This window comes from Luteimonas qiangzhengi, assembly GCF_039548515.1.
In the GTDB taxonomy this organism is placed as follows: Bacteria; Pseudomonadota; Gammaproteobacteria; order Xanthomonadales; family Xanthomonadaceae; genus Luteimonas.
On record NZ_JBCLVE010000003.1, the window covers coordinates 216854 to 238781 of the forward strand.

24 protein-coding genes are annotated in these 21928 nt (G+C 67.7%); 18 read left to right on the forward strand and 6 right to left on the reverse strand.

Features of this window, described 5'->3' with window-relative positions:
* The first annotated feature begins 16 nt into the window (after nucleotides 1-16).
* The 8 genes from WCE59_RS03270 to WCE59_RS03305 all read left to right on the forward strand — a co-directional run bounded on the left by WCE59_RS03270 (nucleotide 17) and on the right by WCE59_RS03305 (nucleotide 8213).
* Nucleotides 17-493 (forward strand): SixA phosphatase family protein, encoded by a 477-nt coding sequence (locus tag WCE59_RS03270; RefSeq protein WP_343257277.1) that lies wholly within the window; start codon nucleotides 17-19, stop codon nucleotides 491-493.
* The gene (locus tag WCE59_RS03275) at nucleotides 490-1068 is read left to right on the forward strand and encodes a YceI family protein (RefSeq protein ID WP_343257278.1); all 579 of its coding nucleotides are present in this window, start codon (nucleotides 490-492) and stop codon (nucleotides 1066-1068) included. Before WCE59_RS03270 ends, WCE59_RS03275 begins: the two co-directional genes overlap by 4 nt.
* A 16-nt stretch (nucleotides 1069-1084) precedes the next feature.
* Nucleotides 1085-3052, forward strand: a complete 1968-nt coding sequence (locus WCE59_RS03280) for a phospholipase D family protein (protein ID WP_449284089.1) — start codon at nucleotides 1085-1087, stop codon at nucleotides 3050-3052.
* Nucleotides 3053-3228: 176 nt separating this feature from the next.
* Complete coding sequence (locus WCE59_RS03285) at nucleotides 3229-3591, forward strand: hotdog fold thioesterase (protein ID WP_343257387.1); 363 nt, start codon at nucleotides 3229-3231, stop codon at nucleotides 3589-3591.
* Nucleotides 3588-4406 carry a lysophospholipid acyltransferase family protein gene (locus WCE59_RS03290; protein WP_343257279.1) on the forward strand — a complete coding sequence of 273 codons (819 nt, stop codon included), beginning with the start codon at nucleotides 3588-3590 and terminating at the stop codon, nucleotides 4404-4406. The genes WCE59_RS03285 and WCE59_RS03290 overlap by 4 nt, the downstream gene beginning before the upstream one ends.
* A gap of 1 nt (nucleotide 4407) precedes the next feature.
* Nucleotides 4408-5412 carry a YheT family hydrolase gene (locus WCE59_RS03295; RefSeq protein ID WP_343257280.1) on the forward strand — a complete coding sequence of 335 codons (1005 nt, stop codon included), beginning with the start codon at nucleotides 4408-4410 and terminating at the stop codon, nucleotides 5410-5412.
* A 75-nt stretch (nucleotides 5413-5487) separates the two neighbouring features.
* Nucleotides 5488-7575 carry a tetratricopeptide repeat protein gene (locus tag WCE59_RS03300; protein ID WP_343257281.1) on the forward strand — a complete coding sequence of 696 codons (2088 nt, stop codon included), beginning with the start codon at nucleotides 5488-5490 and terminating at the stop codon, nucleotides 7573-7575.
* 17 nt (nucleotides 7576-7592) lie between these two features.
* Nucleotides 7593-8213 (forward strand): YbhB/YbcL family Raf kinase inhibitor-like protein, encoded by a 621-nt coding sequence (locus WCE59_RS03305; RefSeq protein WP_343257282.1) that lies wholly within the window; start codon nucleotides 7593-7595, stop codon nucleotides 8211-8213.
* Nucleotides 8214-8285: 72 nt separating this feature from the next.
* Here WCE59_RS03305 and WCE59_RS03310 read toward each other — a convergent pair whose 3' ends face one another.
* Both WCE59_RS03310 and WCE59_RS03315 read right to left on the reverse strand, forming a co-directional pair.
* Nucleotides 8286-9095 carry an META and DUF4377 domain-containing protein gene (locus WCE59_RS03310; RefSeq protein ID WP_343257283.1) on the reverse strand — a complete coding sequence of 270 codons (810 nt, stop codon included), beginning with the start codon at nucleotides 9093-9095 and terminating at the stop codon, nucleotides 8286-8288.
* A gap of 30 nt (nucleotides 9096-9125) precedes the next feature.
* Nucleotides 9126-9920 carry an undecaprenyl-diphosphate phosphatase gene (locus tag WCE59_RS03315; RefSeq protein ID WP_343257284.1) on the reverse strand — a complete coding sequence of 265 codons (795 nt, stop codon included), beginning with the start codon at nucleotides 9918-9920 and terminating at the stop codon, nucleotides 9126-9128.
* A gap of 89 nt (nucleotides 9921-10009) precedes the next feature.
* Between WCE59_RS03315 and glnA the strand changes: the two genes are divergently transcribed.
* The 4 genes from glnA to WCE59_RS03335 all read left to right on the forward strand — a co-directional run bounded on the left by glnA (nucleotide 10010) and on the right by WCE59_RS03335 (nucleotide 13516).
* The gene (gene glnA, locus WCE59_RS03320) at nucleotides 10010-11419 is read left to right on the forward strand and encodes a type I glutamate--ammonia ligase (RefSeq protein ID WP_343257285.1); all 1410 of its coding nucleotides are present in this window, start codon (nucleotides 10010-10012) and stop codon (nucleotides 11417-11419) included.
* 9 nt (nucleotides 11420-11428) lie between these two features.
* Nucleotides 11429-12175, forward strand: a complete 747-nt coding sequence (locus WCE59_RS03325; RefSeq protein WP_343257286.1) for an N-acetylmuramoyl-L-alanine amidase — start codon at nucleotides 11429-11431, stop codon at nucleotides 12173-12175.
* An 85-nt stretch (nucleotides 12176-12260) separates the two neighbouring features.
* Entirely contained in the window at nucleotides 12261-12806 is a 546-nt protein-coding gene (locus tag WCE59_RS03330) for a superoxide dismutase family protein (RefSeq protein ID WP_343257287.1), read from the forward strand.
* Nucleotides 12807-12901: 95 nt separating this feature from the next.
* Nucleotides 12902-13516, forward strand: a complete 615-nt coding sequence (locus tag WCE59_RS03335) for a superoxide dismutase family protein (RefSeq protein ID WP_343257288.1) — start codon at nucleotides 12902-12904, stop codon at nucleotides 13514-13516.
* 49 nt (nucleotides 13517-13565) lie between these two features.
* On the opposite strand, the gene WCE59_RS03340 is transcribed toward WCE59_RS03335, so the two are convergent.
* The gene (locus WCE59_RS03340; protein WP_343257289.1) at nucleotides 13566-14447 is read right to left on the reverse strand and encodes a hypothetical protein; all 882 of its coding nucleotides are present in this window, start codon (nucleotides 14445-14447) and stop codon (nucleotides 13566-13568) included.
* A gap of 85 nt (nucleotides 14448-14532) precedes the next feature.
* Between WCE59_RS03340 and WCE59_RS03345 the strand changes: the two genes are divergently transcribed.
* On the forward strand, nucleotides 14533-15810 hold the full coding sequence (locus WCE59_RS03345) for an acetyl-CoA C-acetyltransferase (protein WP_343257290.1): 1278 nt from the start codon (nucleotides 14533-14535) through the stop codon (nucleotides 15808-15810).
* Between the two features lie 2 nt (nucleotides 15811-15812).
* Here the strand turns inward: WCE59_RS03345 and WCE59_RS03350 are convergent, their stop codons facing one another.
* Together WCE59_RS03350 and WCE59_RS03355 are read right to left on the reverse strand one after the other, a co-directional pair.
* Entirely contained in the window at nucleotides 15813-17048 is a 1236-nt protein-coding gene (locus WCE59_RS03350) for a heme biosynthesis protein HemY (protein WP_343257291.1), read from the reverse strand.
* Entirely contained in the window at nucleotides 17045-17875 is an 831-nt protein-coding gene (locus WCE59_RS03355) for a uroporphyrinogen-III synthase (protein WP_343257292.1), read from the reverse strand. Before WCE59_RS03355 ends, WCE59_RS03350 begins: the two co-directional genes overlap by 4 nt.
* A 72-nt stretch (nucleotides 17876-17947) precedes the next feature.
* Between WCE59_RS03355 and WCE59_RS03360 the strand changes: the two genes are divergently transcribed.
* From WCE59_RS03360 to WCE59_RS03380, 5 genes are all read left to right on the forward strand, one after another.
* Nucleotides 17948-18406, forward strand: a complete 459-nt coding sequence (locus WCE59_RS03360) for a YiiD C-terminal domain-containing protein (protein WP_343257293.1) — start codon at nucleotides 17948-17950, stop codon at nucleotides 18404-18406.
* A gap of 31 nt (nucleotides 18407-18437) precedes the next feature.
* On the forward strand, nucleotides 18438-18863 hold the full coding sequence (locus tag WCE59_RS03365; RefSeq protein WP_343257294.1) for a hypothetical protein: 426 nt from the start codon (nucleotides 18438-18440) through the stop codon (nucleotides 18861-18863).
* Nucleotides 18864-18932: 69 nt separating this feature from the next.
* On the forward strand, nucleotides 18933-19370 hold the full coding sequence (locus WCE59_RS03370) for a rhodanese-like domain-containing protein (RefSeq protein WP_343257295.1): 438 nt from the start codon (nucleotides 18933-18935) through the stop codon (nucleotides 19368-19370).
* Nucleotides 19371-19445: 75 nt separating this feature from the next.
* The gene (secB, locus tag WCE59_RS03375) at nucleotides 19446-19979 is read left to right on the forward strand and encodes a protein-export chaperone SecB (RefSeq protein WP_343257296.1); all 534 of its coding nucleotides are present in this window, start codon (nucleotides 19446-19448) and stop codon (nucleotides 19977-19979) included.
* 4 nt (nucleotides 19980-19983) lie between these two features.
* On the forward strand, nucleotides 19984-21009 hold the full coding sequence (locus WCE59_RS03380) for an NAD(P)H-dependent glycerol-3-phosphate dehydrogenase (protein ID WP_343257297.1): 1026 nt from the start codon (nucleotides 19984-19986) through the stop codon (nucleotides 21007-21009).
* A 91-nt stretch (nucleotides 21010-21100) separates the two neighbouring features.
* Here WCE59_RS03380 and WCE59_RS03385 read toward each other — a convergent pair whose 3' ends face one another.
* Nucleotides 21101-21673, reverse strand: coding sequence for an OmpO family porin (locus tag WCE59_RS03385; protein WP_343257298.1), 573 nt, complete (start codon nucleotides 21671-21673; stop codon nucleotides 21101-21103).
* Between the last annotated feature and the right edge of the window lie 255 nt (nucleotides 21674-21928).

The window sequence follows — 21928 nt, forward strand, 5'->3', positions numbered from 1 at the left end:
CGGAGAGCTCTACGCCATGCGCGAACTGATCCTGCTGCGTCACGCCCACGCTGAACCCGCGCGTCCGGGCCAGTCCGACCTGGACCGGCCGCTGTCGCCGGATGGGCACGCCGAAGCCGAAGCCGCCGCCAAGTGGCTGGCCGGGCGCCGGCTGGTGCCCGACTGCGTGCTGTACTCGCCGGCCCGGCGCACCCGCGAAACCCTGGAATCGGTGCTCTCGGTGCTGGGCTATGTGGACCAGCGGCTGGAGGAGCGGATCTACGAGGCCACGCCCGGCACCCTGGTGGGCCTGCTGGAAGCCAGCCGCGATGCCGACCGCCTGCTGGTGGTGGGCCACAACCCGGGACTGGAGCGGCTGGTGGCCCTGCTCAGCAGCGGCCAGTCCACCGAGTTCCGGGGTATGCCGCCGGCCGGTATTGCGCTGCTGGAATTTGCCGATGGTGCCCCGGTGGAACCGGGCGCGGCCGCACTGTCCGCTTTCTGGTGTCCGTGACCGGACGTGCCTGGCTGCTGATCGCCTGTCTTTCCCTGCTCCTGCCGGTTCCGGCCGGGGCAGCGGATGGCCCGGATCTGGTGATAGAGGCGCAGTCCTCACAGGTCGGCTTCGCCCTGCGCACCCGCTGGGGCCAGCACCTGGAAGGCGTGTTTCCGTCCTATCGCGGCTTCGTGGTCGCCATGCCCGGCGGCGAGCGGCAGGTACGCATGGTGCTGGATGCGGCCAGCGTCGAGATCATCGGCCAGCCGCGCTATACCCGGCTGACCCGGGGAGACGAATTTTTCCATGCCCAGCGCTGGCCGATGGTGGAGATGCAATCCCACCCGTTCCCTCCGCAGCTGCTGCGCGAAGGCGGGGAGCTGGGCGGGATCGTGGGCATCCGCGGGCTGCGCCGGGAGCAGGTGTTCACCGTGCTGCCGGCGGCTTGCGATCAGCCGCTGCTGGACTGCCCGGTGGTGGTGGAGGGCAACATTTCCCGCAACGATTACGGCATGGACCGCTGGGGGTTGGCGCTGGGTGACCGGGTCCGTTTCCACCTGAGCCTGTGGGCAGGCGAGCCGGACGCGCCATGACCCCGATGTGGCAATCATGATGTGGCGATGGCTGTTGCTGGCGCTGCTGGTGCCGGTACTGGGCGGATGCGCGGGCCTGTCTGAACTGCAGCGTGCGCAGGCGGTGCAGATCGCCGGCGAAGCGCGTGACGTGGAAGTGGACTGCGACCAGCCGGAAACCGCTTGCGCACGCCCTTCGCCCCTGCGCGCGCTGGGGGTCCAGGCGCATTCCAACAGCGCGCCGGCCGATCCACGGCACTACGTGCTGCTGATGGACTTTGGCCAGGATGCGCTGGTCTCGCGGCTGGACCTGATTCGCAGCGCCGAGCGCTCGATTGAACTGCAGACCTACATTTTCGATGAGGACGATGCCGGCCGCCTGGTGCTGGACGAACTGGTGGCCGCAGCGCGGCGCGGGGTGCGGGTGCGGGTGCTGGTGGACCAGCTGTCGGCGCTGCGCTACGTCGACACGCTGGCCGCGCTGGCGTCGCTGCACGTCAATTTCGAAATGCGCATCTACAACCCGGTCCTCGGCCGGGCCCGGATGAGCTATCCGCAATACGTGCTGGCCGCCGCGTGCTGCTGGCGCCAGCTCAACCGGCGCATGCACAACAAGATCCTGCTGGTGGACGGCCTGGTGGGTATCACCGGCGGTCGCAACTACAAGGACACCTATTTCGACTGGGACGACACCTACAACTTCCGCGATCGCGACATTCTGGTGGCCGGGCCGGCGACGCTGGCGATGGCGGAGAATTTCGAGGCGTTCTGGCATTCGCGCTGGGCCTCGCCATTGGCCGAGCTCAAGGACGTGGCGCGCCACCTGCTGGATATCGGGGCGCCGGAACTGCCGGCGGCGGAATTCCGCATGCCCGCGCGCGTGGCCGCGATCTCGCGCGATGCCGATGACGCCCAGCTGCTGGCCACGCGGCTGGTGTCAGCCGTACTGCCGGTGGGCGAGGTGGAATACATCGCCGACCTTCCCGACAAACACCGGTCCACCTCGGAGGAAGAGGCGCCCGCGACCGTGCGCATGCGCGAGGTGATCGAAGGTGCGCGCGAGCAGGTGCTGCTGCAGACGCCGTACCTGGTGCTGTCCGAGCCGGCGCGGGATCTGTTCCGCAGCCTGCATGCGCGCGATGAGGCCCCCAGAATCGTCGTGTCCACCAACAGCCTGGCGGCTACCGACGCATTCCTCACCTATGCCATGTCGTACAAGTACCGGCGTCGGCATCTGCGCGAGTTCGGTTTCCACATCTACGAATACAAACCGTTTCCGCTGGATGCGCCGGTGGATGTGGACGCCACCGGTGCGGTGGATATCGCGTGGAATCCGGACGGCACGGTGGAGATCCAGACGCGCGATGCCGGACCCGATGTCACGGTGCGGCCGAAGCCGGCCGAGGGGCAGGCGCAGTGGCAGGACGATGACGAGCCGGCGACGCCGCGGTTACCGCTGGAGCGGGAGTATGCGGCGCTGCGCTGGGCCGGTATCGGCGTCAACCAGCCGGTGCCGCTGCGCCGCGCCGGGGTGCGGGTGGGGCTGCATTCCAAGTCGCTGGTGGTGGATGGACGGATCGGAGTAGTGGGCACGCACAACTTCGATCCGCGTGGCGACAACCTCAATACCGAGAGCGCGGTGGTCATTGCCGATACGGGGTTTGCCGAGGCGCTGGCTGACAGCATCCGCCGCGATATCTCGCCGGAGAACTCCTGGGCCATCGCGCCACGTGACCGGACGCGGGTGCTGTCGGGGCTGGGCTATTCGCTCAACAAAGCGTTCGAGCGCAGTCCGGTGTTTGATTTCTGGCCCAGGCGCTATGCGACCAGCTACCAGTTCGTGCCGGGTGCGGACTGCCCGCTGCCACCGCCGCTGCCGGGTGATCCGGGGTTCCGGGCGTGCCACGAGCCGGTGGGGGACTTTCCCGAGGTCAACCTGGGTTGGCGCAGCATCATGACCCGGATGACCACCGCGTTCGGGGCGGGGCTGGTACCGATTCTGTAAGATTTTTTGCGCGCCGTGCTGGCCGGTGGAGCCGAAGCTTGGGTATCGTGGCGTCCATGAACACGTCCGATCCCCGGTCCGATACCCCCGCCGCTCCTGCAGGCGCGCAGCGCAGGTCGCCGTTCCGGCGCCAGACCACGCTCGAAGCGCTCAACGCCAGCTCCCGCAACACGGCCATGGAGCCGCTCGGGATCGTCTTTACCGAAATTGGCGAGGATTACCTGCGCGCGACGATGCCCGTCGATGCCCGGACCCATCAGCCTTATGGCCTGCTTCACGGCGGCGCGTCCGTGCTGCTGGCGGAAACGGTGGGCAGCACCGCTGGAATGCTGGCGGCGCCCGAGGGCAAGGGATGCGTGGGCATCGAGATCAACGCCAATCATCTGCGCGGCGTGCGCAGCGGGTCGGTCACCGGCACCGCGCGGCCGCTGCACGTGGGCGGCAGCACCCAGGTGTGGGAAATACGGATCGAAGATGACGCCGGGCGCCTGGTCTGCGTGTCGCGCCTGACCCTGGCCGTGGTGTTGCTGCCCGCATGAGCCAGACGCGTATCTCCACTGTTACCGGCCCGGGTGCCGGCAGTCGCGCCCTGCGCGCGCTGCGTTACGGGTATCGCGTGCCGATGCTGCTGTGGCACCTGCTGGTGCATCTGCCGATCCTGCTGGTGCTGCTCAGTCCGCTGACCGCACACATCCGCCTGCCCGGTGGGGAGCGGCTGGGCCATCGCGCGATCCGCGCTTGGCAGGGCGCGTTGATGCGGGTATTCGGCTTCCGGCTGCGCCGGGTCGGTACGCCGTTGGAGGGCGCGGTGATGTTCGTCGCCAACCACGTCAGCTGGGTGGATATCCTGGCCATGCACAGCCAACGCATGATGGGTTTCGTGGCCAAGCAGGAGATCCGCGGCTGGCCGATGGTCGGCTGGCTGGCGGCGCGTGGGGAAACCATTTTCCATCGACGCGGCAGCCAGGAATCCATGGATGGCGTGCTGGAGGAAATGCTGGTTCGGCTGCGCGCCGGCCGGCCGGTGGCGGTGTTTCCGGAAGGGCGCACCCGCGGCGGGCAGGAGATCGGGCCGTTCCACGCCCGTATTTTCACCGCTGCCGTGGAGGCCGGTGTGCCCGTGCAGCCGGTGGCGCTGCGCTATGGCGAGGGCGGCAGTGCCCAGACCCTGGTCGCCTTCGCGCCGGGCGAGAGTTTTGCCGGCAACTTTTTCCGCCTGCTCGGTGAGCCGGGGCGGGTGGGCGATGTGATGTTCCTCGAGCCCATTGCCGCTGGGGAAACCGGCGAACGGCGTCGCCTGGCTGCGATGGCGCGCGAGCGTATCGTGGCCGCCATGGCGGGCCCGGACGACTGACATGGCCGCTGGCGGACAGGCGGATTTCGCCCCTCCACGCTGGCTGCGCAGTGCGCATGTGCAATCGGTGCTGGGTACCAGCGCGCTGCGTCGCCGGCGCGGCGCCGCCCTACTTGATGCCACCGGCGCGCTGACCACCAGCCATATCCTTGATGGCGGCGACGGCGTCCGCCTGCAGGGCCTGCACAGCGCCATTCCCGGTGCCCCATCGCGCGGTCTGGTGCTGCTGCTGCACGGCTGGGAGGGGAGCGCCGAGTCGAGCTACATGTCGCAGACCGGTGCTCATCTGCTGAGGCTCGGGTTTGAAGTATTCCGGCTCAATTTCCGCGATCACGGCGATTCCCACCACCTCAATCCCCACCTGTTCCATTCCAACCTGATCGATGAGGTCGTGCACGCCGCGCTGGACCTGGCGCGCCGCTTTCCGGCCCGGCCCATGCTGGCCGGCGGCTATTCGCTGGGCGGCAATTTCGCCCTGCGGCTGGCGCTGCGTGCGCCGGACGCGGGGCTGCAGCTGGCAGGAGTCGCCGCGGTGTGCCCGGTGCTCGATCCGGCCCTCACCCTGGTGCAGATGGAGCGGGGCGTGCCGCTGTACCTGCGCCACTTCGAAGCCAAATGGCGGCGCTCGCTGGTGCGCAAGCGCGAGCTGTTCCCGGATCTGCACGGATACGACGATGCCACCCTGAAGCTGGGAATGCGCCAGCTGACCGAGCAGCTGGTGCTGCAGCACACCGCATTCGGCAGCCTGGACGCCTATTTCGAAGGCTACTCGATTGCCGGCGAACGCCTGTCCGCCCTGCAGCTGCCGGCGTGGATGCTGACCAGCGAGGATGATCCGGTCATTCCGGTGGACGGCTTCCGGGCCCTGCGGCTGCCGGCGCGGGGCCAGCTCGATATCGTGCCTTGGGGCGGGCACTGCGGTTTTATCGAAAACGCCCGCCTGGATGGCTATGCCGAGCGCTGGATGGCGGCGCGCATGGATTCGGCGGTGCCCCTGAAGAGATGACGCGGCGATCTGCGCCGGGTGATCGGTTCATTACAATGGCCGCTCACGTCGCACGGCGACCCAACGGCACTTTCCATGCACGAAAAGATTATCGAGGCGCTGCGCCGCGGCGCCCATGAAGAGGCGCAGGCTCTGGCCCACAGCGCTATTGAAGCCGATCCCGCTGATGCGCGTTCCCATCGCCTGATGGCGCAGGCTCTTCGCCTGGCCGGAGACCACGACGGTGCGATGGAAAGCATCGACAGGGCTGTTGCGATCACGCCGGACGATTCCGACCTGCATTTTTTCCGCGCCAGCGTGTTGCTTGGTAGCCGGGATGTCGCCCAGGCACTCCAGGCGCTGGACCAGACCCTCGAACTGGATCCCAACCAACTGGGCGCCTACCTGATCAAAGCCCAGTTGGCGCTGGGCAGCGGTGACGTGGATGAAGCCGAGCGGTGTGCCGTGATAGCTGCGCGTATTGCGCCCGAGCATCCGATCCTGCAGTCGGTCCAGGCCCTGGTTGCACTTGGGCGGAAAGACAAGCCACGTGCGCTCTCGCTGGCCACCGCGGCGCTCGAAGCCGCGCCGCAGGAGCCGGAGGTACTGAACGCCGCCGCGTTTGTATACCTGGCCAATGGGAACCTCGCCTTTGCAGAACAGACGGTCCGCCGCCTGCTTGAGCTGCGGCCCGAGCATCACGCGCTCAGGCGGATGTTGGCAGGGCTGCTGCTGCGGCAGAATCGTCCAGCCGACGCCCTGGATGAGATTGAGCCTCTGCTGGCGATGCCCGATCAAGCCACTCCCGAAGCCCAGCGCTTTGCGGGCGAACTGGCGCTGCAGCTGGGTCAGCATGAGCGGGCGTTGCCGTGGCTTCGAAGCGCACTGGGCGCCATGCCCGCTGACCCGCGGGCCCTGGAACTGGCCATGCGGGCGTGGAGCCAGCTGGGTGCCATTGAAGATGCGCGCAACGCATTGGAGGTTTTGCTGTCCACATCTCCGCACCTGGGCCGCCTGTGGCGCGTGCGATTCTCACTGGAGACCGACCTGGTTCCGGCCGGTGCCGTAGTGGATCGCTGGTTGGAGGCGCTGCCGGAAGCCGCTGATGCCCATGAGGCCAAGGCGCGGCTGCATACCCTGGCTGGAGATGCGGACGCTGCGGAAGCGGCCTTGCGAAAGGCCCTCGAAGTGGCTCCCGATCATCTGTCGGCCCAGGGGCGACTGTTGGACTTTCTCGCGGCGCGTGACCCCGGGGAGGCGGTCGAATTTGTCAAATCCCTTGCTCAGCGTGCGACCGGTATACCGCAGCAGCAATGGGAGGTGCACAGATGGCTCGGGAGGGCTCATGACCTTGCAGGAGATCATGTCAACGCCGTGCAGGCGTGGAGTGAAGCGCACGCCCGGGTGGACCCGAATGGCGAACGCCTGTTCGCGGTGCCCGAGCTGACTGATGCTAAAGCGCGGCGGGTACCGGCAGCAGCGGTGCCTGGGGAAGCGCCCGCGCTCGCGTTCCTCATAGGCCTGCCCGGATCGGGTGTCGCCAGCGTAGCGCGGCTACTCGACAACGTGGTTCCTGTTTTTCTCTCGGACCGGATGGGAGCCAGGCCTCCCCTCGATCCCTTTCAGGCATTCGCCGCTGCGCTGCGCCTGACGGACGGAAGTCTGGGCCCGGTAACGGCCGTGGAACAATGGCGCCAGACGCTGCCGGCTCGTGGCCTGTCTGCAGACGGGCCCGTCATCGACTGGCTGCCGCACTGGGACAACGCCCTGCTGGATGTAATCGGAGCCCACCTTCCGCAGGCGCAGCTGTGGATCGCAGTACGCGACCCGCGCGACATGCTGCTTGATTGGCTGTCCTCCGGCGGCCATCTGCCGCTGCGCATGGGGTCGCCGGAAGCTGCGGCGCGCTGGTTGGCACTGGCATTGGCCCATATGGCGGAACTGAGCGAACGATCGCTACATCCTCACGTACTGCTGCGCCTGGACGACCACGTCAATTCGCCACGCGCGATGGCTGGCCACGTCACTGATGCGCTGGGCCTGAGCTTGCCGGAACCGCCAGAACACCTGTTCGGCAGCCGCCGCTACCCGGCAGGCCACTGGCGCGCCTATGCCGCGCCGCTGGCGGAGGCATTCGCTGAGCTGACGCCGGTAGCGGTACGCTTGGGTTATCCGCAGGACTGACCAGGCAAGGAGATTCGATGCGCATCCACAGCAACAGTTTCGAACACGGCGGGCCGCTGCCCGTGGAGCTCGCCATGGGCACGCCGGACGGCTTCGGCGGCAATCGCAACCCGCACCTGGCCTGGGACGGGGCGCCGGAAGGGACGCGCTCGTTCGTGCTGGTGTGCGTGGATCCGGATGTGCCCACCGTGGCTGAAATGGTGGGCAAGGAAGGGGTGGAGATCCCGGCCGACCAGCCGCGCACCGATTTCGTGCACTGGGTGATGGCCGATATCCCCGCCGATGTGCGCGAAATCGCCGCCGGCAGTGCCAGCGACGGGATCACCAAACCCGGCAAACGCAACCCGCCCGGGCCGCAAGGTTCCCGCCAGGGGCTGAATGACTACACCAGCTGGTTCAAGGGTGATCCGGACATGGGCGGTCAGTGGCACGGCTACGACGGCCCCTACCCGCCGGGCAACGACCTGCGCATGCACCGCTACTTCTTCCGCGTGTTTGCGCTGGATGCGGAACGCCTGGACCTGCCGCAGGAGTTCACCGCGGCTGATGTGCATCGCGCCATGCACGGCCATGTGCTGGCCGAAGCGGCGATCTACGGCGCCTACAGCCTGCACCCGAAGCTGCACGGCACCCGCTGAGCTGAGCGCACGCTTGTAACCCGCCGTCCTTTTTCTTCGCAGTGCGACGGAGAAGGACGACGGGTTTTTGCGCTATTCCTGCGACGATTCCACGGTCATGTCGTGCACGTACACGATCGATGACGCGTCGGCAGGAACCGGGTCGCGGTTGTAGCGGTACACGCGCACGACGTTGCGGATCCCGGGCTGGTGTTCATAGCCCTCGATCTCCTCGTACAGCGGCTGCCATTCACCCGGCTCGTCGCTCCTGATGCCGGCATCGTTGTAGGACACCTCGCGCACCTGCAGGCACTGCATGTCCTGGATCAGCGGGTGGCTGCACGGCTGGCGCTGGGCGGCGACCTCCAGGAACATGCGCTCGCCCGGGCCGCCGTAGCGGGTGTCGGCGGTGGGCTCGCCCTGGAAGGAGAGCTGCGCGCCGTCAGCCGCGGTCAACTCCATGCGCGGCGGGTCGGCGTCTTCCGTAGCCACGGAAAGTCGGCCCTCCAGCAGGCGGGCGATCGCCGCGTCCTGGTCCATCAGCGGCTGCGCGCAGGCCATCTGGGTCTGCACCAGCTGTGACACCTGCAGGCTGCTGCCCTCAAACCGGTACGAGCCGCCGATCTGGTTGCAGCCGCCGGTGATGCCCAGGCGGTCGTCATTGAAATCAAGCTGCAGCGGCCGGTCGGGATCGGCAAACAGCGCATCGATGCGGTTGCCGGCGGCATCCACTGCGCCGCTCAGGTGCCAGTGCCAGGCATCCAGATCGGCGGCGGGCGGGGCGCTGGAAGCTTCAGCGGCCGGCTGCGAGGCCGATGGCAGCCGGGATTCGGCAGGAGGCTGCTGGGTGCTGCACGCAGCAAGGGAAAGCGGGAGTAGAAGCAGGGACAGGCGTGAAGCCATTGCGGTTCTCCTGAAAGGAATGTGCGTGAGTCAGCTGCCGGCCGGCATGAACATCAGCAGCAGGCCGCCGAGGATGATCCGGTAGACGGCAAAGCCGGTGTAGCGGTGCGACCTGATATATCCCAGCAGCCACTTTACTACCAGGAAGCCGGTGATCGTGGCGGCGGCAAAGGCCAGCCCCACCTCATCCCACGCTTCGTCGCCCAACCCGCCGTCCATCCACAGCTCCAGGAAGGCGTAGCCGCTGGCGGCGAACATGGTGGGGATGCCCACCAGGAACACGAACTCGGTGGCCGACGAGCGCCGGCTCAGCCCGGCCAGCATGGCCATGAAGATCGCCGCCGCCGAGCGCGACGTGCCGGGAAACACCCCCGCCACCACCTGCGCCAGGCCCACCAGCACCACCACCGTCCAGGTCACATCGGTGCGGTCGCCGCGGCGCTCGGCCACGCGCTCGGCCACGATCATCCAGATCCCGCCGATCACCAGCGCCCAGGCGATGGGGGTCACCGTTTCCGGCAGTTCCCAGCCCGCCAGCCGCACCGGCAGCCCGACCGCCGCGGTGACCGCGAAAGCCGCCGCCAGCTTGATCGCGTAGTCGCGGTTGGCGCGTTCGCCCAGGCCGCTGGCCAGCTCCCAGATCCGCTGCCGGAACACCAGGGTGATGGCCACGATCGCCCCGGCCTGGATCACGATGTTGAAGAAGTCCGAACGCGGGCCCAGCCAGTGCTGGGCAATCAGCAGATGCCCCGTACTGGAGACCGGCAGGAATTCGGTAATGCCTTCGATGATGCCCAGCAGCAGGGCGGCAAACAGGTCGGACACGGCGGTGGGCGGAATTTTTTGTTGGTCGGCAAGGATACGCGACGGCCGGCGGCGGTATCCTTTGTGTACCCGTCCCCACAGGAACGTCAATGCCCATCGATACCGTTGAGAAGCTGATCCAGGACCACCGCATCGAATTCGTCGATCTCAGATTCACCGACATGCGGGGCGCCCAGCACCACATCACCTATCCCGCCTCGATCGTCGAGCCCGGGCTGTTCGAAGACGGGGTGATGTTCGACGGTTCTTCTGTACCCGGCTGGAAGGGAATCGCCGAATCGGACATGGTGCTGCTGCCGGATCCGGAAAGCGCCTTCGTCGATCCGTTCCCGGCCCATCCCACGCTGTCGCTGGTCTGTGACGTGCTGGATCCGTCGACCATGCAGGCCTATCCGCGCGATCCGCGCGGCATCGCCCGGCGCGCCGAAGCGTTCCTGAAATCGTCGGGCATTGCCGACCAGGCGTTCTTCGGCCCGGAGCCTGAATTCTTCGTATTCGACTCGGTGCGCTTCGCAGTGGAAATGGGCCAGGCGTTCTTCCATGTCGATTCGGAAGAAGCAGCCTGGAACTCGGGGCGCGAGTATGAAGGGGGCAACAGCGGTTGGCGCCCCGGTGTGAAGGGCGGCTACATGCCGCTGCCGCCGGTGGATTCGCTGCACGATCTGCGCGCGGAAATGTGCAAGACGCTGGAGCAGATCGGCATCCCGGTGGAAGTGCACCACCATGAGGTGGCCACCGCCGGCCAGTGCGAGATCGGCACCCGCTTCAATTCGCTGGTCAAAAAGGCCGACGAGCTGATGGCGATGAAGTACGTGATCCGCAACGTCGCCTTCCGCCACGGCAAGACCGTTACCTTCATGCCCAAGCCGCTGGTGGGCGACAACGGCAGCGGCATGCATGTGCACCAGTCGCTGACCAAGGACGGCACCAACCTGTTTGCCGGTGACGGCTACGGCGGCCTGAGCCAGATGGCGCTGTGGTACATCGGCGGGGTGTTCAAGCATGCGCGCGCGATCAATGCGTTCGCCAACGCTTCGACCAACAGCTACAAGCGTCTGGTGCCGGGCTTTGAGGCACCGGTGATGCTGGCCTATTCGGCCCGCAACCGCTCGGCCAGCTGCCGCATTCCGTACGTGTCCAACCCGAAGGCGCGGCGCGTGGAGCTGCGCTTCCCCGATCCGATCCAGTCCGGCTACCTCACCTTTACCGCGCTGATGATGGCGGGCCTGGACGGCATCCGTAACCAGATCGACCCGGGCGGCCCCAGCGACAAGGATCTGTACGATCTGCCGCCGGAAGAAGAGAAGCTGATCCCGACCGTGTGCCATTCGCTTGACCAGGCGCTGGAAGCACTCGATGCGGACCGTGAGTTCCTCAAGGCCGGCGGGGTGATGAACGACGACTTCATCGACAGCTACATCGCGGTGAAGATGCAGGAAGTCACGAAATTCCGTGCCGCCACCCATCCGCTGGAGTACCAGCTCTACTACGGCGCCTGAGGTCAGGACATGTATCGAATCATCACCGTGCTGCTGTGCGCGCTGGCGCTGGCCGCGTGTACCCATTCGCCACCGCGCAATCCGATGGCGCAGTGGGTGGCTTCGGAAAACCACGATGTCCGGCGGCCCAGCCTGATCGTTGTCCACTTCACCCAGCAGGGCTCGGTGGAAGAGAGCCTGCACACGCTGCGCACGGCCAACAGCCACGGGCGGGTCAGTTCGCACTACCTGGTGGGCAAGGACGGCAGTCTGTACCAGCTGGTGGCCGACGAGCATCGCGCCTGGCATGCCGGTGCCGGCAGCTGGCGCGGCATGAGCGATGTGAATTCGTTCTCGCTCGGGATCGAGCTGGACAACAACGGCAGCGAGCCCTTCACCGAGCCGCTGGTCGACACCCTGCTGGTGCTGCTGGAAGACCTTACCGATCGCTGGGGCATCGCCCGTGAGAACGTGATCGGCCACTCCGACCTGGCGCCAACGCGCAAGGTTGATCCGGGCCCGCTGTTTCCCTGGAAGCGGTTGCACGATGCCGGCTTCGGCATCTGGCCCGATCCGGAGCTGATGGTTGATCCGCCGCAGGGCTTCGACCCGATGCTGGCCCTGCAGCGGATCGGCTATCCGGTGGATGCCCCCGAAGCCACCATCCGCGCCTTCCGCCACCGCTTCCGCGGCATGGAAGGCATGGCGCTGGATGCCGAGGATCTGCGCATCCTGCATGCGCTGACCCAGTCGCCCGAGCTGGACGGCAGTCGGTGACCCCAAGGCGGCGGACTGTTCATGAAGCGCTGACCGGGGAAGCGGTATCGTCGGCCTCCGTTCCACACCACTGCGAATTCCGGCCATGCGTTTTCTGCTGACTGTTTCTGCCGTGGCCGCACTGCTGGCGGCCTGTGCTTCCAATCCCGGCCCGCGCCCGCTGCCCGTTGCCATGCCCGAGCCGGTCGAGATTGCCCAGGCAGGAACATTCACCGAGGCCACGGCCAACCTGGCCTCCGCTTCCGGCAGCCTGGTCAGCGGCCAGGTCAGGCTGCACGCCGAAGCCGGCGCGGTTCGGGTGACCGGTGAAGTGGGCGGCCTGGTTGCCCACGGAGCGCACGGGCTGCAGGTGCACGAAAAGGGTGATTGCAGCGCCGCCGATGCGAGCACTGCCGGTCCATTCTTTGATCCGCTGGAGGGCTATGCCCAGCGCGGTGCGGTCACCGGTACCCCGGGCCGGATCTTTGCCGACGCCCGCGGCGTGGCCCAGGTGGATCTGGTGGTTCCCGGTGCGGTGCTCGGCGGCGGCTCGGCCAACGACATCATGGGCCGGTCGCTGCTGGTGCTGGGCGCCACGCCCGGGGCATTCAGTGCGCGGGTGGCCTGCGGCGAGATCATCGCCGGGCAGTGAGGCGGGCCCCACGGCGCCAGCCCTCCGTCCACACGCCGAATGAATTCGTGCGTATGTATGCTGGCCAAACCCTGGCATCCCACTGGAGACAGCCCATGCGAACGAACCATCTGCTTTTTCTTGCCCCCGCCGTCTTTGCGCTTGCGGCCTGCGCGCCCTCTTCCGATCCCGCCGGTGAAGTGACCCCGCCTGCGACGGCGCCCGCCGGCATGCAGACCGGCACTGAGGCTGGAATGACCGAGCCGGTCGATACCGCCGAACGCATGGCGATCGCCGTGCTCTCGCCGACCGAGGGCAATGAGGCCCGCGGCCAGCTGCAGTTCGCCCTCGTCGACGGCAACATCCACATCACCGGCGAAGTGACCGGCCTGTCTGCAGGCGGCGAGCACGGTTTCCACGTGCATGAAGCCGGCGACTGCAGCGCGCCGGACGCCACCAGCGCCGGCGGTCATTTCAATCCCGAAGACAGCGAGCATGGCCGTGCCGGCCAGGGCGAGCATCACGCGGGCGACAGCGACAACCTCATGGCCAACGACGAGGGCGTGGCCCAGGTCGACCGCTGGCTGCACGGCGCCACTCTGGGCGATGGCGGTGCCGCCGATATCGTCGGCAAGGGCGTGATCGTGCACGCCGACGCCGATGACTACGTCAGCCAGCCCACCGGCGACGCCGGCGACCGGCTGGCCTGTGGCGTGATCGAAGCGCAGTAACGGCGCAAGCCACTGCGGTGAAAACCACGCACGCGCGGGGGAGTGGCCGTCAGGCCAGCTCCTCGCGCGGGTCGCCGTCGCTGCGGCAGTGGGCGAAGGTGACCGGGATCCCATGGGCCTGGAGCAGGGCGGTGACCTGCCGCTGCCGACCCTCGAAGTGCATATAGCCGCGCGCCAGTCGCGCCTCGTCCTGTTCGTCGCCGCCATAGTGGCGACGCCAGTGGTCGGGGGAGAACATCGCGATGCGTACTTCGCCGTCGGCGTAGCGCAGCAGCGGCTCGGGCGGAATATCCAGCCAGGCCTCCTTTTGCGGCGCCAGCAGCGCGGTTTCCAGGATCGGCCAGACCCGCGACAGGCCCGCATGGTCGTACTGCAGCGCGGTCATCGCGCACAGGTCGTGCAGGGTCAGGTAGCGGGCGTGCTCCACCTGCAGCCCGAACGCTTCCTGGGCCAGCAACGCGCTGCCGGCGTCGGCCATGCCGCGTTCCAGCAGCTGGTTTTCGAACGTTTCGCCGACCGTGTCGACTGCCTCTGCCGGACCGGTCAGGACGAAGGGCACCAGCCGCAGCGGGCCTTCGGCCATGGCCGGATTCGGAGTCAGGGTGCCGGGCAGCTTGCCCTCGTGGCTGCCAAAAGCGATCACCCGGCCACCGGCATCGCCGGGCGCGCGCGCCGACAGCTGGGCCAGCTCTTCATGCAGCGGCCAGCCGGGGCGCAGCAGTTCGGCCGGGTCGTAGTGGGCGGCCACCATGCACAGATCCAGATCACCCACATCGGCGGTGAAGGCGGCCAGGTCGCGGGCCACCAGCGCGGCCAGCGCGCCGGCCTTGTCCTGGGCCAGCGACAGCGCGCCCGGCGCTTCGGCGGCCACGCGTTCCAGCGCCAGTGCACCGCGGACGCAGCGGGTGGAGTTCAGCCCTGATTGGGTCATAGCGTTTGCCGTCACCCGGCCCGGCGTTAAGATGGCCACATTATGCCCGTCAAGGTCGATGGGCTCTGCCGTGAGGTGCTCCCCGATGCTGCAAACCCGTCCCGTCGCCGTGCTGGGCGGCGTCCGTATCCCTTTTTGCCGTCGCAATACCGCCTACGCGGACGTAGGCAATCTCGGCATGTCGGTGCGTACGCTCGGCGCGCTGGTCGAACGTTTCGGCCTGCATGGCCAGCAGCTGGGCGAAGTGGCGATGGGCGCGGTGATCAAGCATTCCAGCGACTGGAACCTGGGGCGTGAGGCGGCGCTGTCGTCAGGCCTGTCGCCGCTGACGCCGGGCATCACCCTGCAGCGTGCCTGCGGCACCTCGCTGGACAGCATCATCACCGTCGCCAACAAGATCGCGATGGGGCAGATCGAAGCCGGCATCGGCGGTGGGTCGGACACGACTTCCGACGTGCCGATCGTGTACGGGCAGAAGCTGCGCCGGCGCCTGCTGGCCGCGGCCGCCGCCAGGGACATGAAGGGCAAGCTGGCCGCGTTCAAGGGCTTTCGCCTGCGCGAGCTCAAGCCTGATTTCCCCGGCGTGGCCGAGCCACGCACCGGCAAATCGATGGGCGAGCACTGCGAAGACATGGCCAAGCAGTGGAACATTTCACGCGATTCGCAGGACGAGCTGGCCGTGGCCTCGCACCGCAAGCTGGCCGCGGCCTATGAGCGCGGTTTCTACGATGACCTGGTGGTCAGCTTCCGCGGGGAAGCGCGCGACAACAACCTGCGTCCGGACACGTCGATCGACAAGCTGGCCACGCTGAAGCCTGCTTTTGATCGCGCTTCCGGGCGCGGCACGCTGACCGCCGCCAACTCCACCCCGCTCACCGACGGTGCCGCCGCCTGCCTGCTGGCCAGCGACGAGTGGGCGCGTGCGCACGGCCACGAGCCGCTGTGCTGGGTGCGTGATGTGCACGTGTCAGCGGTTGATTTCGTTCACGGCGATGGCCTGCTGATGGCGCCGACCGTGGCCGTGGCCGAGATGCTGGCGCGCAACAACCTGAGCCTGCAGGACTTCGACATCTACGAAATCCACGAAGCCTTCGCCGCCCAGGTGCTGTGCACCCTGCGCGCGTGGGAGAGCGAGGATTACTGCCGCACCCGCCTGGGCCTGGATGCGCCGCTGGGCCGGATCGATCCGGAAAAGATCAATCCGGTGGGTTCATCGCTGGCTGCGGGTCACCCGTTTGCCGCGACCGGCGCCCGGGTCGTGGCCACCGCGGCCAAGCAGCTGGCCGAGCGCGGCGGTGGCCGCGCGCTGATTTCAATCTGCACCGCCGGCGGCATGGGCGTGGTGGCCATCCTGGAGCGCTGACCTCAGGGCGACAGCGGCGGAGGCAGCAGGGGGTCGTCGACCGGGTCCGGTTCGAGAGCCGGCTGTACGACAGGTGCCGGCACGGTGTCACCGCGGCCGGCGCGCAGGGCGTTGGCGTAGGCCTGGCGGGCGCCGGCCTCGTCGCCTCGGGCAGCGCGGATGTGGCCCAGCTGCTCCCAGCCGCCGCCGCGCGGATCGCGTTCGATGGCCCGCAGCGCATGGTCTTCCGCCCGTTCCCAGTCCTGCTGCTGTGCCCACAGCCGCGACAGCGCCAGCGGCAGCGTGGCGCTGTCGGGATGCCGGGCCAGCCAGCGCTCGCAGGCAACGGTGCGGTGTTCCAGGTCGCCCCCCGGCAGGGTGCCGTAGCGTTCGATGACGGACTCGTCCCAGCCGGCCTCAAGCGTGCGTTCCAGACTTTTGGTGGCGGCTTCGTCCCAGCCCAGCGCAGCGGCGCGGTCGGCGTAGGCCAAGGCCACTTCCGGGCTGGTTCGCAGCGCCTTGGGCAGCGCTTCCCAGCGGTCGGCGAGGGCATTGCTGTCGCCGGCTTCCCGCAGTGACGCGGCGGCCCAGCGGGTTTCGCATTCGGCCAGGGCAGCGTCGGGCAGCGCCTGCTGCTGGCGCAGCGCGCCGAGCAGTTCGTAGGCCTGCGCGGCCTGGCCGGAGACGGCCAGCGCCTCGGCCCGCAGGGCCAGTCCGCGTGGCGGCAGCGGCTGGGCCGCCGGCGCATCCAGCGCAACCAGTGCATCGGTTGGGCGGCGATCGGCCAGTGCCAGCTCGGCCGCGGCAATCGCGCGCGACGCCGGATGGCGTTCGCCAAATCCATCCAGTTCGCTGCGGGCCCGGGCCATGTCGCCACGCGCATGCGCGGCCTGGGCCACCGCTACGCGCGCCGCGGCTTCGGCATAGGGCTCGTCCCGCGCCCGGGCCAGCAGCTTGTCCGCCTGCGCATAGCGGCCCTGATGCAGCGCTTCCAGGCCATCGCCCAGGCTTGCCCGGGCGCGCTGGTCGCGGCGCTCATGCCAGGTGCGGAACGGCAGGCTCAGCAGCCACCAGGCCAGCCACAGCACCAGCACTACGGCCAGGCCAATGGCGATCGCGTTGACCAGGGTGGTGCGGTAGTCATAGCCGCCGTAGCGCACCAGCACCTGGCCGTGGTCGCCGTCGAGCAGCATCCACGCCAGGGCCGCGCCGATCACCGCCAGTACGAGCCACATCATCAGGTTGCGTAACAGCGTCATCGGGCAGTCTCCGGTGTGATTGCCGCCACGTTAGCGCCATGTTTGTTGCCTTGGCGTGCAGCGGATGCCGCTGCGGCGAGCAGCGATGCAGGCCGGGCGTCGGCGCCCTGGACCACTGCGCTGAACCCGAGGCCTTGCGCGAGCTCCACCAGTCGCGCGCTGGCAGCGGTCACCAGGGCCCCGCGCAGTCGGTCGGCGATATCCGCGGGCAGTGAGTCGACCAGCATCTCCAGCGCCAGTCCGCTGCTGAGTGCCAGTACCAGCGGCGTGCCAGGCGGCAGCGCCCGCAGCCGGGCGATGGCCTGCGGTGCGGGAGGCACCGGGATCCGGTCGTACACATCGGCGCGCAGCACCCGCGCGCCGCGCGCCTGCAGTGATTCAGTCAGGAAGCTGCGACCTTCAGGCGCGGTCACCAGGCCGATGTGCATGCCGGTGACCTCCGTGAGTGCGGGCAGTCCCAGCAGTCCCTCGCTGTCCATGCGCTGCGGATAGACCGGTTCCGCCACGCCTGCCCGGCGCAGCGCGGCCGCGGTAGTGGCGCCCACGGCCAGGCGCAGCTGGCCCGGTTTCGCAGACAGCGGCGCCATGCCGGCAGCGGCCTGGACGGCCGCCGGGCTGGTGAATATGGCGATCGGCGCGCCCAGCGCCTGGCGCAGGAGCGGCAACGCCTGCCCATCGCGCGCAACCAGCCGCCACGGCGACAGGGCAAGGGTGCGGGCGCCGTGGGCGGCCGCTGCCCGGCGCATGCTGGCGTGCTCGCCCACAGGTCGCAGCGAGATGACGTAGCATCCGCGCAGTGCGGAAGCCGGGCGGTCTGAAAGAGTCATGCATGCCAGCTTGGCCGCCGTCCGCGACGCCCGCAAGTCCTGCAGTTGATCACCATGGAGACCGTTTTGCCGATGACGTCCGCAGCCGGATTGCAAGGCCTGCTTGCCCATTACCTCGCCATGCCGCCGGTGGCCGGCATGGGTATTGAAATTGACCATTACGACGGCCGCGGCCTGCGCCTGTTCGCGCCGCTGTCCCGCCACGTAAATGACAAGGGCTGCGCGTTTGGCGGAAGCCTGACCTCGCTGATGACGCTGGCCGGTTGGGGCCTGGTGACCCTGCAGGCGGAAGCGGCGGGAGTGGAATCGGACGTGTTCGTGGCCGACAGCCAGGTGGATTACGTGGCGCCGCTGTACGCGGACCTGCGCGCCGAAGCCAGGCTGGAGCCGGGGACGGACTGGGTGCGATTTGCCGACAGGCTGCGCGAGCGCGGCCGAACCAGCATCCACCTGCAGATAGAAGTTGCACTGCCGGAAGGCGGCGTCGCCACCCGTGGACGGGCGCGTTACGTGGCCATTGCCAGGCGCTAGGATGTGCGCCTTACCGAGGAATGACGAACCGATGTCCAAGCTGATCAAATCGGGCCTGGTCCTGCTGCTGGCCGCATTGACGCTGACGCTGTCGGCCTGCGGTGGCGGCAGGAAAATGAGCGAACTGGAGCAGATGCAGTACGTCTATTCGGCCGCAGTCCGCTGGGGAGACTTCGAAGGCGCATGGAATCTGGTGGACCCCGACTACCGGGAGGCCAATCCGATGAGCGAGCTGGAATTCAAGCGTTTCGAACAGATCCGTATTTCCGCCTACCGTGAGCTGGCCTCGCGCAGCTTCCCCGACGGCACCGCCGCGCGCGAGATCGAGGTCGGGGTGATCAACCGTCACAACATGGCAGAGCGCACCCTGCGCTATACCGAGCAGTGGCGCTACGACGACACGGCCGGGCAATGGTGGGTCAGCGGCGGCCTGCCGGACCTGTGGCCCGGTGAATGAGCTGGCGGCTTTGCGCCCCGCGCCGCGCTGGGCGACAATCGTCGGCCGCAGAACCTCCCCGGAAATCCCGTGAATTTTGAAGAATTGCTGGCATTTGCCGGCCGCAACCAGCTGCTGGTCCTGGCCCTCGTGGGCCTGACCGCGGCGCTGATCTACACCGAGATTGCGCGGCTGTTCCGCGGCTTCAAGGTGTTGCGTCCCGGGGAACTGGCGCCGCTGGTCAACCAGGAGAACGCCCTGGTGGTGGACCTGCGCCCGATCGCGGATTTCGACAAGGGCCACATCGCCGGCTCCAAAAACGTGGTGATGAGCCAGTTCGATCCTGAAAACAAGCAGCTGGCCGCGGCCAAGAAGCTCCCGGTGGTGCTGGTGTGCAAGACCGGCCAGACCGCCGGCGGTGCTGCTTCCAGGCTGAAAAAGGCCGGCTTCGAGCGCATCTACCTGCTCGATGGCGGCATCACCGGCTGGCAGCAGGCGGACCTGCCGCTGGTGCGCGGACGGCGCTGACCGGCGCTGTCCCTGCCCGAAGTGCGATAATCGACCTCTTTTCAACCCATTTCTGGAACCCGGAGTCAGATCACCATGGCCGACCAGCAGCCTGCAACCGCCAACGGCGCAGCCGCCACCAACCAGCCGACCGGCGCGCAGTTCAGCGTCGACAAGATCTACGTCAAGGACGTGTCGTTCGAGTCGCCCAAGGCGCCGCAGGTGTTCAACGAGCAGGCCCAGCCGCAGCTCAACATGAACCTCAACCAGCGGGTTACCAAGATTGGCGACAATGGTTACGAGGTGGTGCTGGGCATCACCCTGACCTGCAGCCTGGACGAGAACAACACCGTGTACGTGGCCGAAGTGCAGCAGGCCGGCGTGTTCACCCTGGCCGGCTTCGAGCCGCAGGTGCTGGACGCCATGCTCGGCACCCACTGCCCGAATGCCCTGTACCCGTACGCGCGCCAGCTGATCGGCGAGCTGATCCAGGCCGGTGGTTTCCCGCCGTTCCTGTTGCAGCCGATCAACTTCGAGTCGCTGTATGCCGAAGGCCTGCGCAAGCGTGCCGAACAGCAGGGTCAGGCGGCCGAAGGCGCAGGCGGCAGCGAGACCGCTGGCAACGCCTGATCGCATGATCAAGCGGCCAAAGGTCGCGGTGCTTGGCGCGGGCTCATGGGGCACCGCGCTCGCCGCGCTGATCGCACGCCACCAGTTCCCCACCGTGCTGTGGGGCTGGGAGAAGGACGCGCAGAACGTTGCCGGCATTGACGGGCGGCAACAGAACGCCCGCTACCTGCCCGGCATCGAGCTGCCGTCGGAACTGCGCGCCACCACCGACATGGCGGCGGCGCTGGCCGACGCCGACCTGGTGCTGGTGGCCGTGCCCTCGCACGCGTTTGCCGAAACCCTGCGGACGCTCGCTCCGCTGCGCCGGGCCGATGCCGGCGTGTGCTGGGCCACCAAGGGCTTCGAGCCGGGCTCCGGCCGCTTCCTGCATGAGGTGGCGGCCGAAGTGTTTGGCCCGGATGTGCCGCTGGCGGTGGTGACCGGGCCTTCGTTTGCCAAGGAAGTTGCGGCTGGTCTTCCCACCGCGCTCACCGTGCATGGTGACCATCCGGAGTTCGCCGAACAGGTGGCCGACGTACTGCACGGTCCCGCATTCCGCGCCTATACGGGCGATGACATGCGCGGGGCCGAGCTAGGCGGCGCGATGAAGAACGTGCTGGCCGTGGCCACCGGCGTGGCCGATGGCATGGAGCTGGGTCTCAACGCCCGCGCGGGCCTGATTACCCGCGGCCTGAACGAGATGCTGCGGCTCAACGTGGCACTGGGTGGACGCCCGGAAACTCTGATCGGCCTGGCCGGGCTGGGTGATCTGGTGCTGACCAGCACCGGCGATCTATCGCGCAACCGCCGCCTGGGTCTGGCCCTGGGGCGGGGGCAGTCGATTGACGAAGCAGTGCGGGAAATCGGCCAGGTGGTCGAGTCGTTGCAGACCGCCAACGAGGTCATGCGCCTTGCCCGGCGTCACGACATCGAACTGCCGATCGCCAGTGCCGTCCACGACGTGCTGCACGGTGACATCACCCCGGCCGAAGGTCTGGCCCGGCTGATGTCGCGCGACCGCAAGGCCGAATATCCGGCCAAGCTGTTCTGACAGAAATGTTCTGACAAAAAAAGACCCGGCCGTTGCCGGCCGGGTCGATCGCATTCCGAGGGAGAGAGAGACGGTTTGCGGTGTTGCTCTATTACCAGGTGAAGCGCGGTCCAACGAACCACTGGGTGTCGCCGCTGACGAACTTCACGTCGCCGGACAGGCCCCAGTTCTGGTTGAACTTCACTACCGCGCCAAGGCGGCCGTAGAAGTCGTCGTCGAACTGGCTGCCGTAGTCTTCATAGCCGACCATCGCGTGGCCTTCGAAGTTCGGGGCCAGCGCGCCGCGCAGGCCGACTTCGACGCTGTAGCCGTCCGCATCGATGCGCTGGCCGAGGATGCGGCCGAAGTCGGCTTTTTCATAGGCAACGCGGGTCACCAGGTCGGCATTGCGTGAGATCTCGTGGTTGTATCCCACGCCGATGCGCCACTGGTCGTAGTCCAAGCCCCCGATGTCGAGGTCCTGGTTCATGTAGGTGCCGAACACGTGGAAGTTGGGGTGTACGGCCACCGAGCCATTGATGCCGACGCCGTCAGCGTCGCCGCCGTCGGCGTTGGTGGAGACGTAGCCGCCTTCCACATAGTTGTACGACACGCCTTCGGCGGCGTTGGCGACCGCGAACGGCAGGGTGGCAGCCAGGCCAAGGGCGAGCAGGGACTGTTTCATCGGGGGAGATCCTTTTTTCTGCTTGTTTCTGAATAAGGTCGGCCCGGGCGACGAGGGGAGGGGAGGAGTGCGTTCATGTGCTGAAGGCACCACGGCCGCCCGGGCCGATGGAAGGGATCATGCAGAAACCAGCAATAACGCCGCCTGAATATTGAACCCGCAAGTACAGAAATCTTCCGCCGCTGTTCAGCAATACGTCAGCCGGCCATTTTTTCTGGAACTGCGGGCTGCCGGGCTAGACTCTTTGCCTTGGAC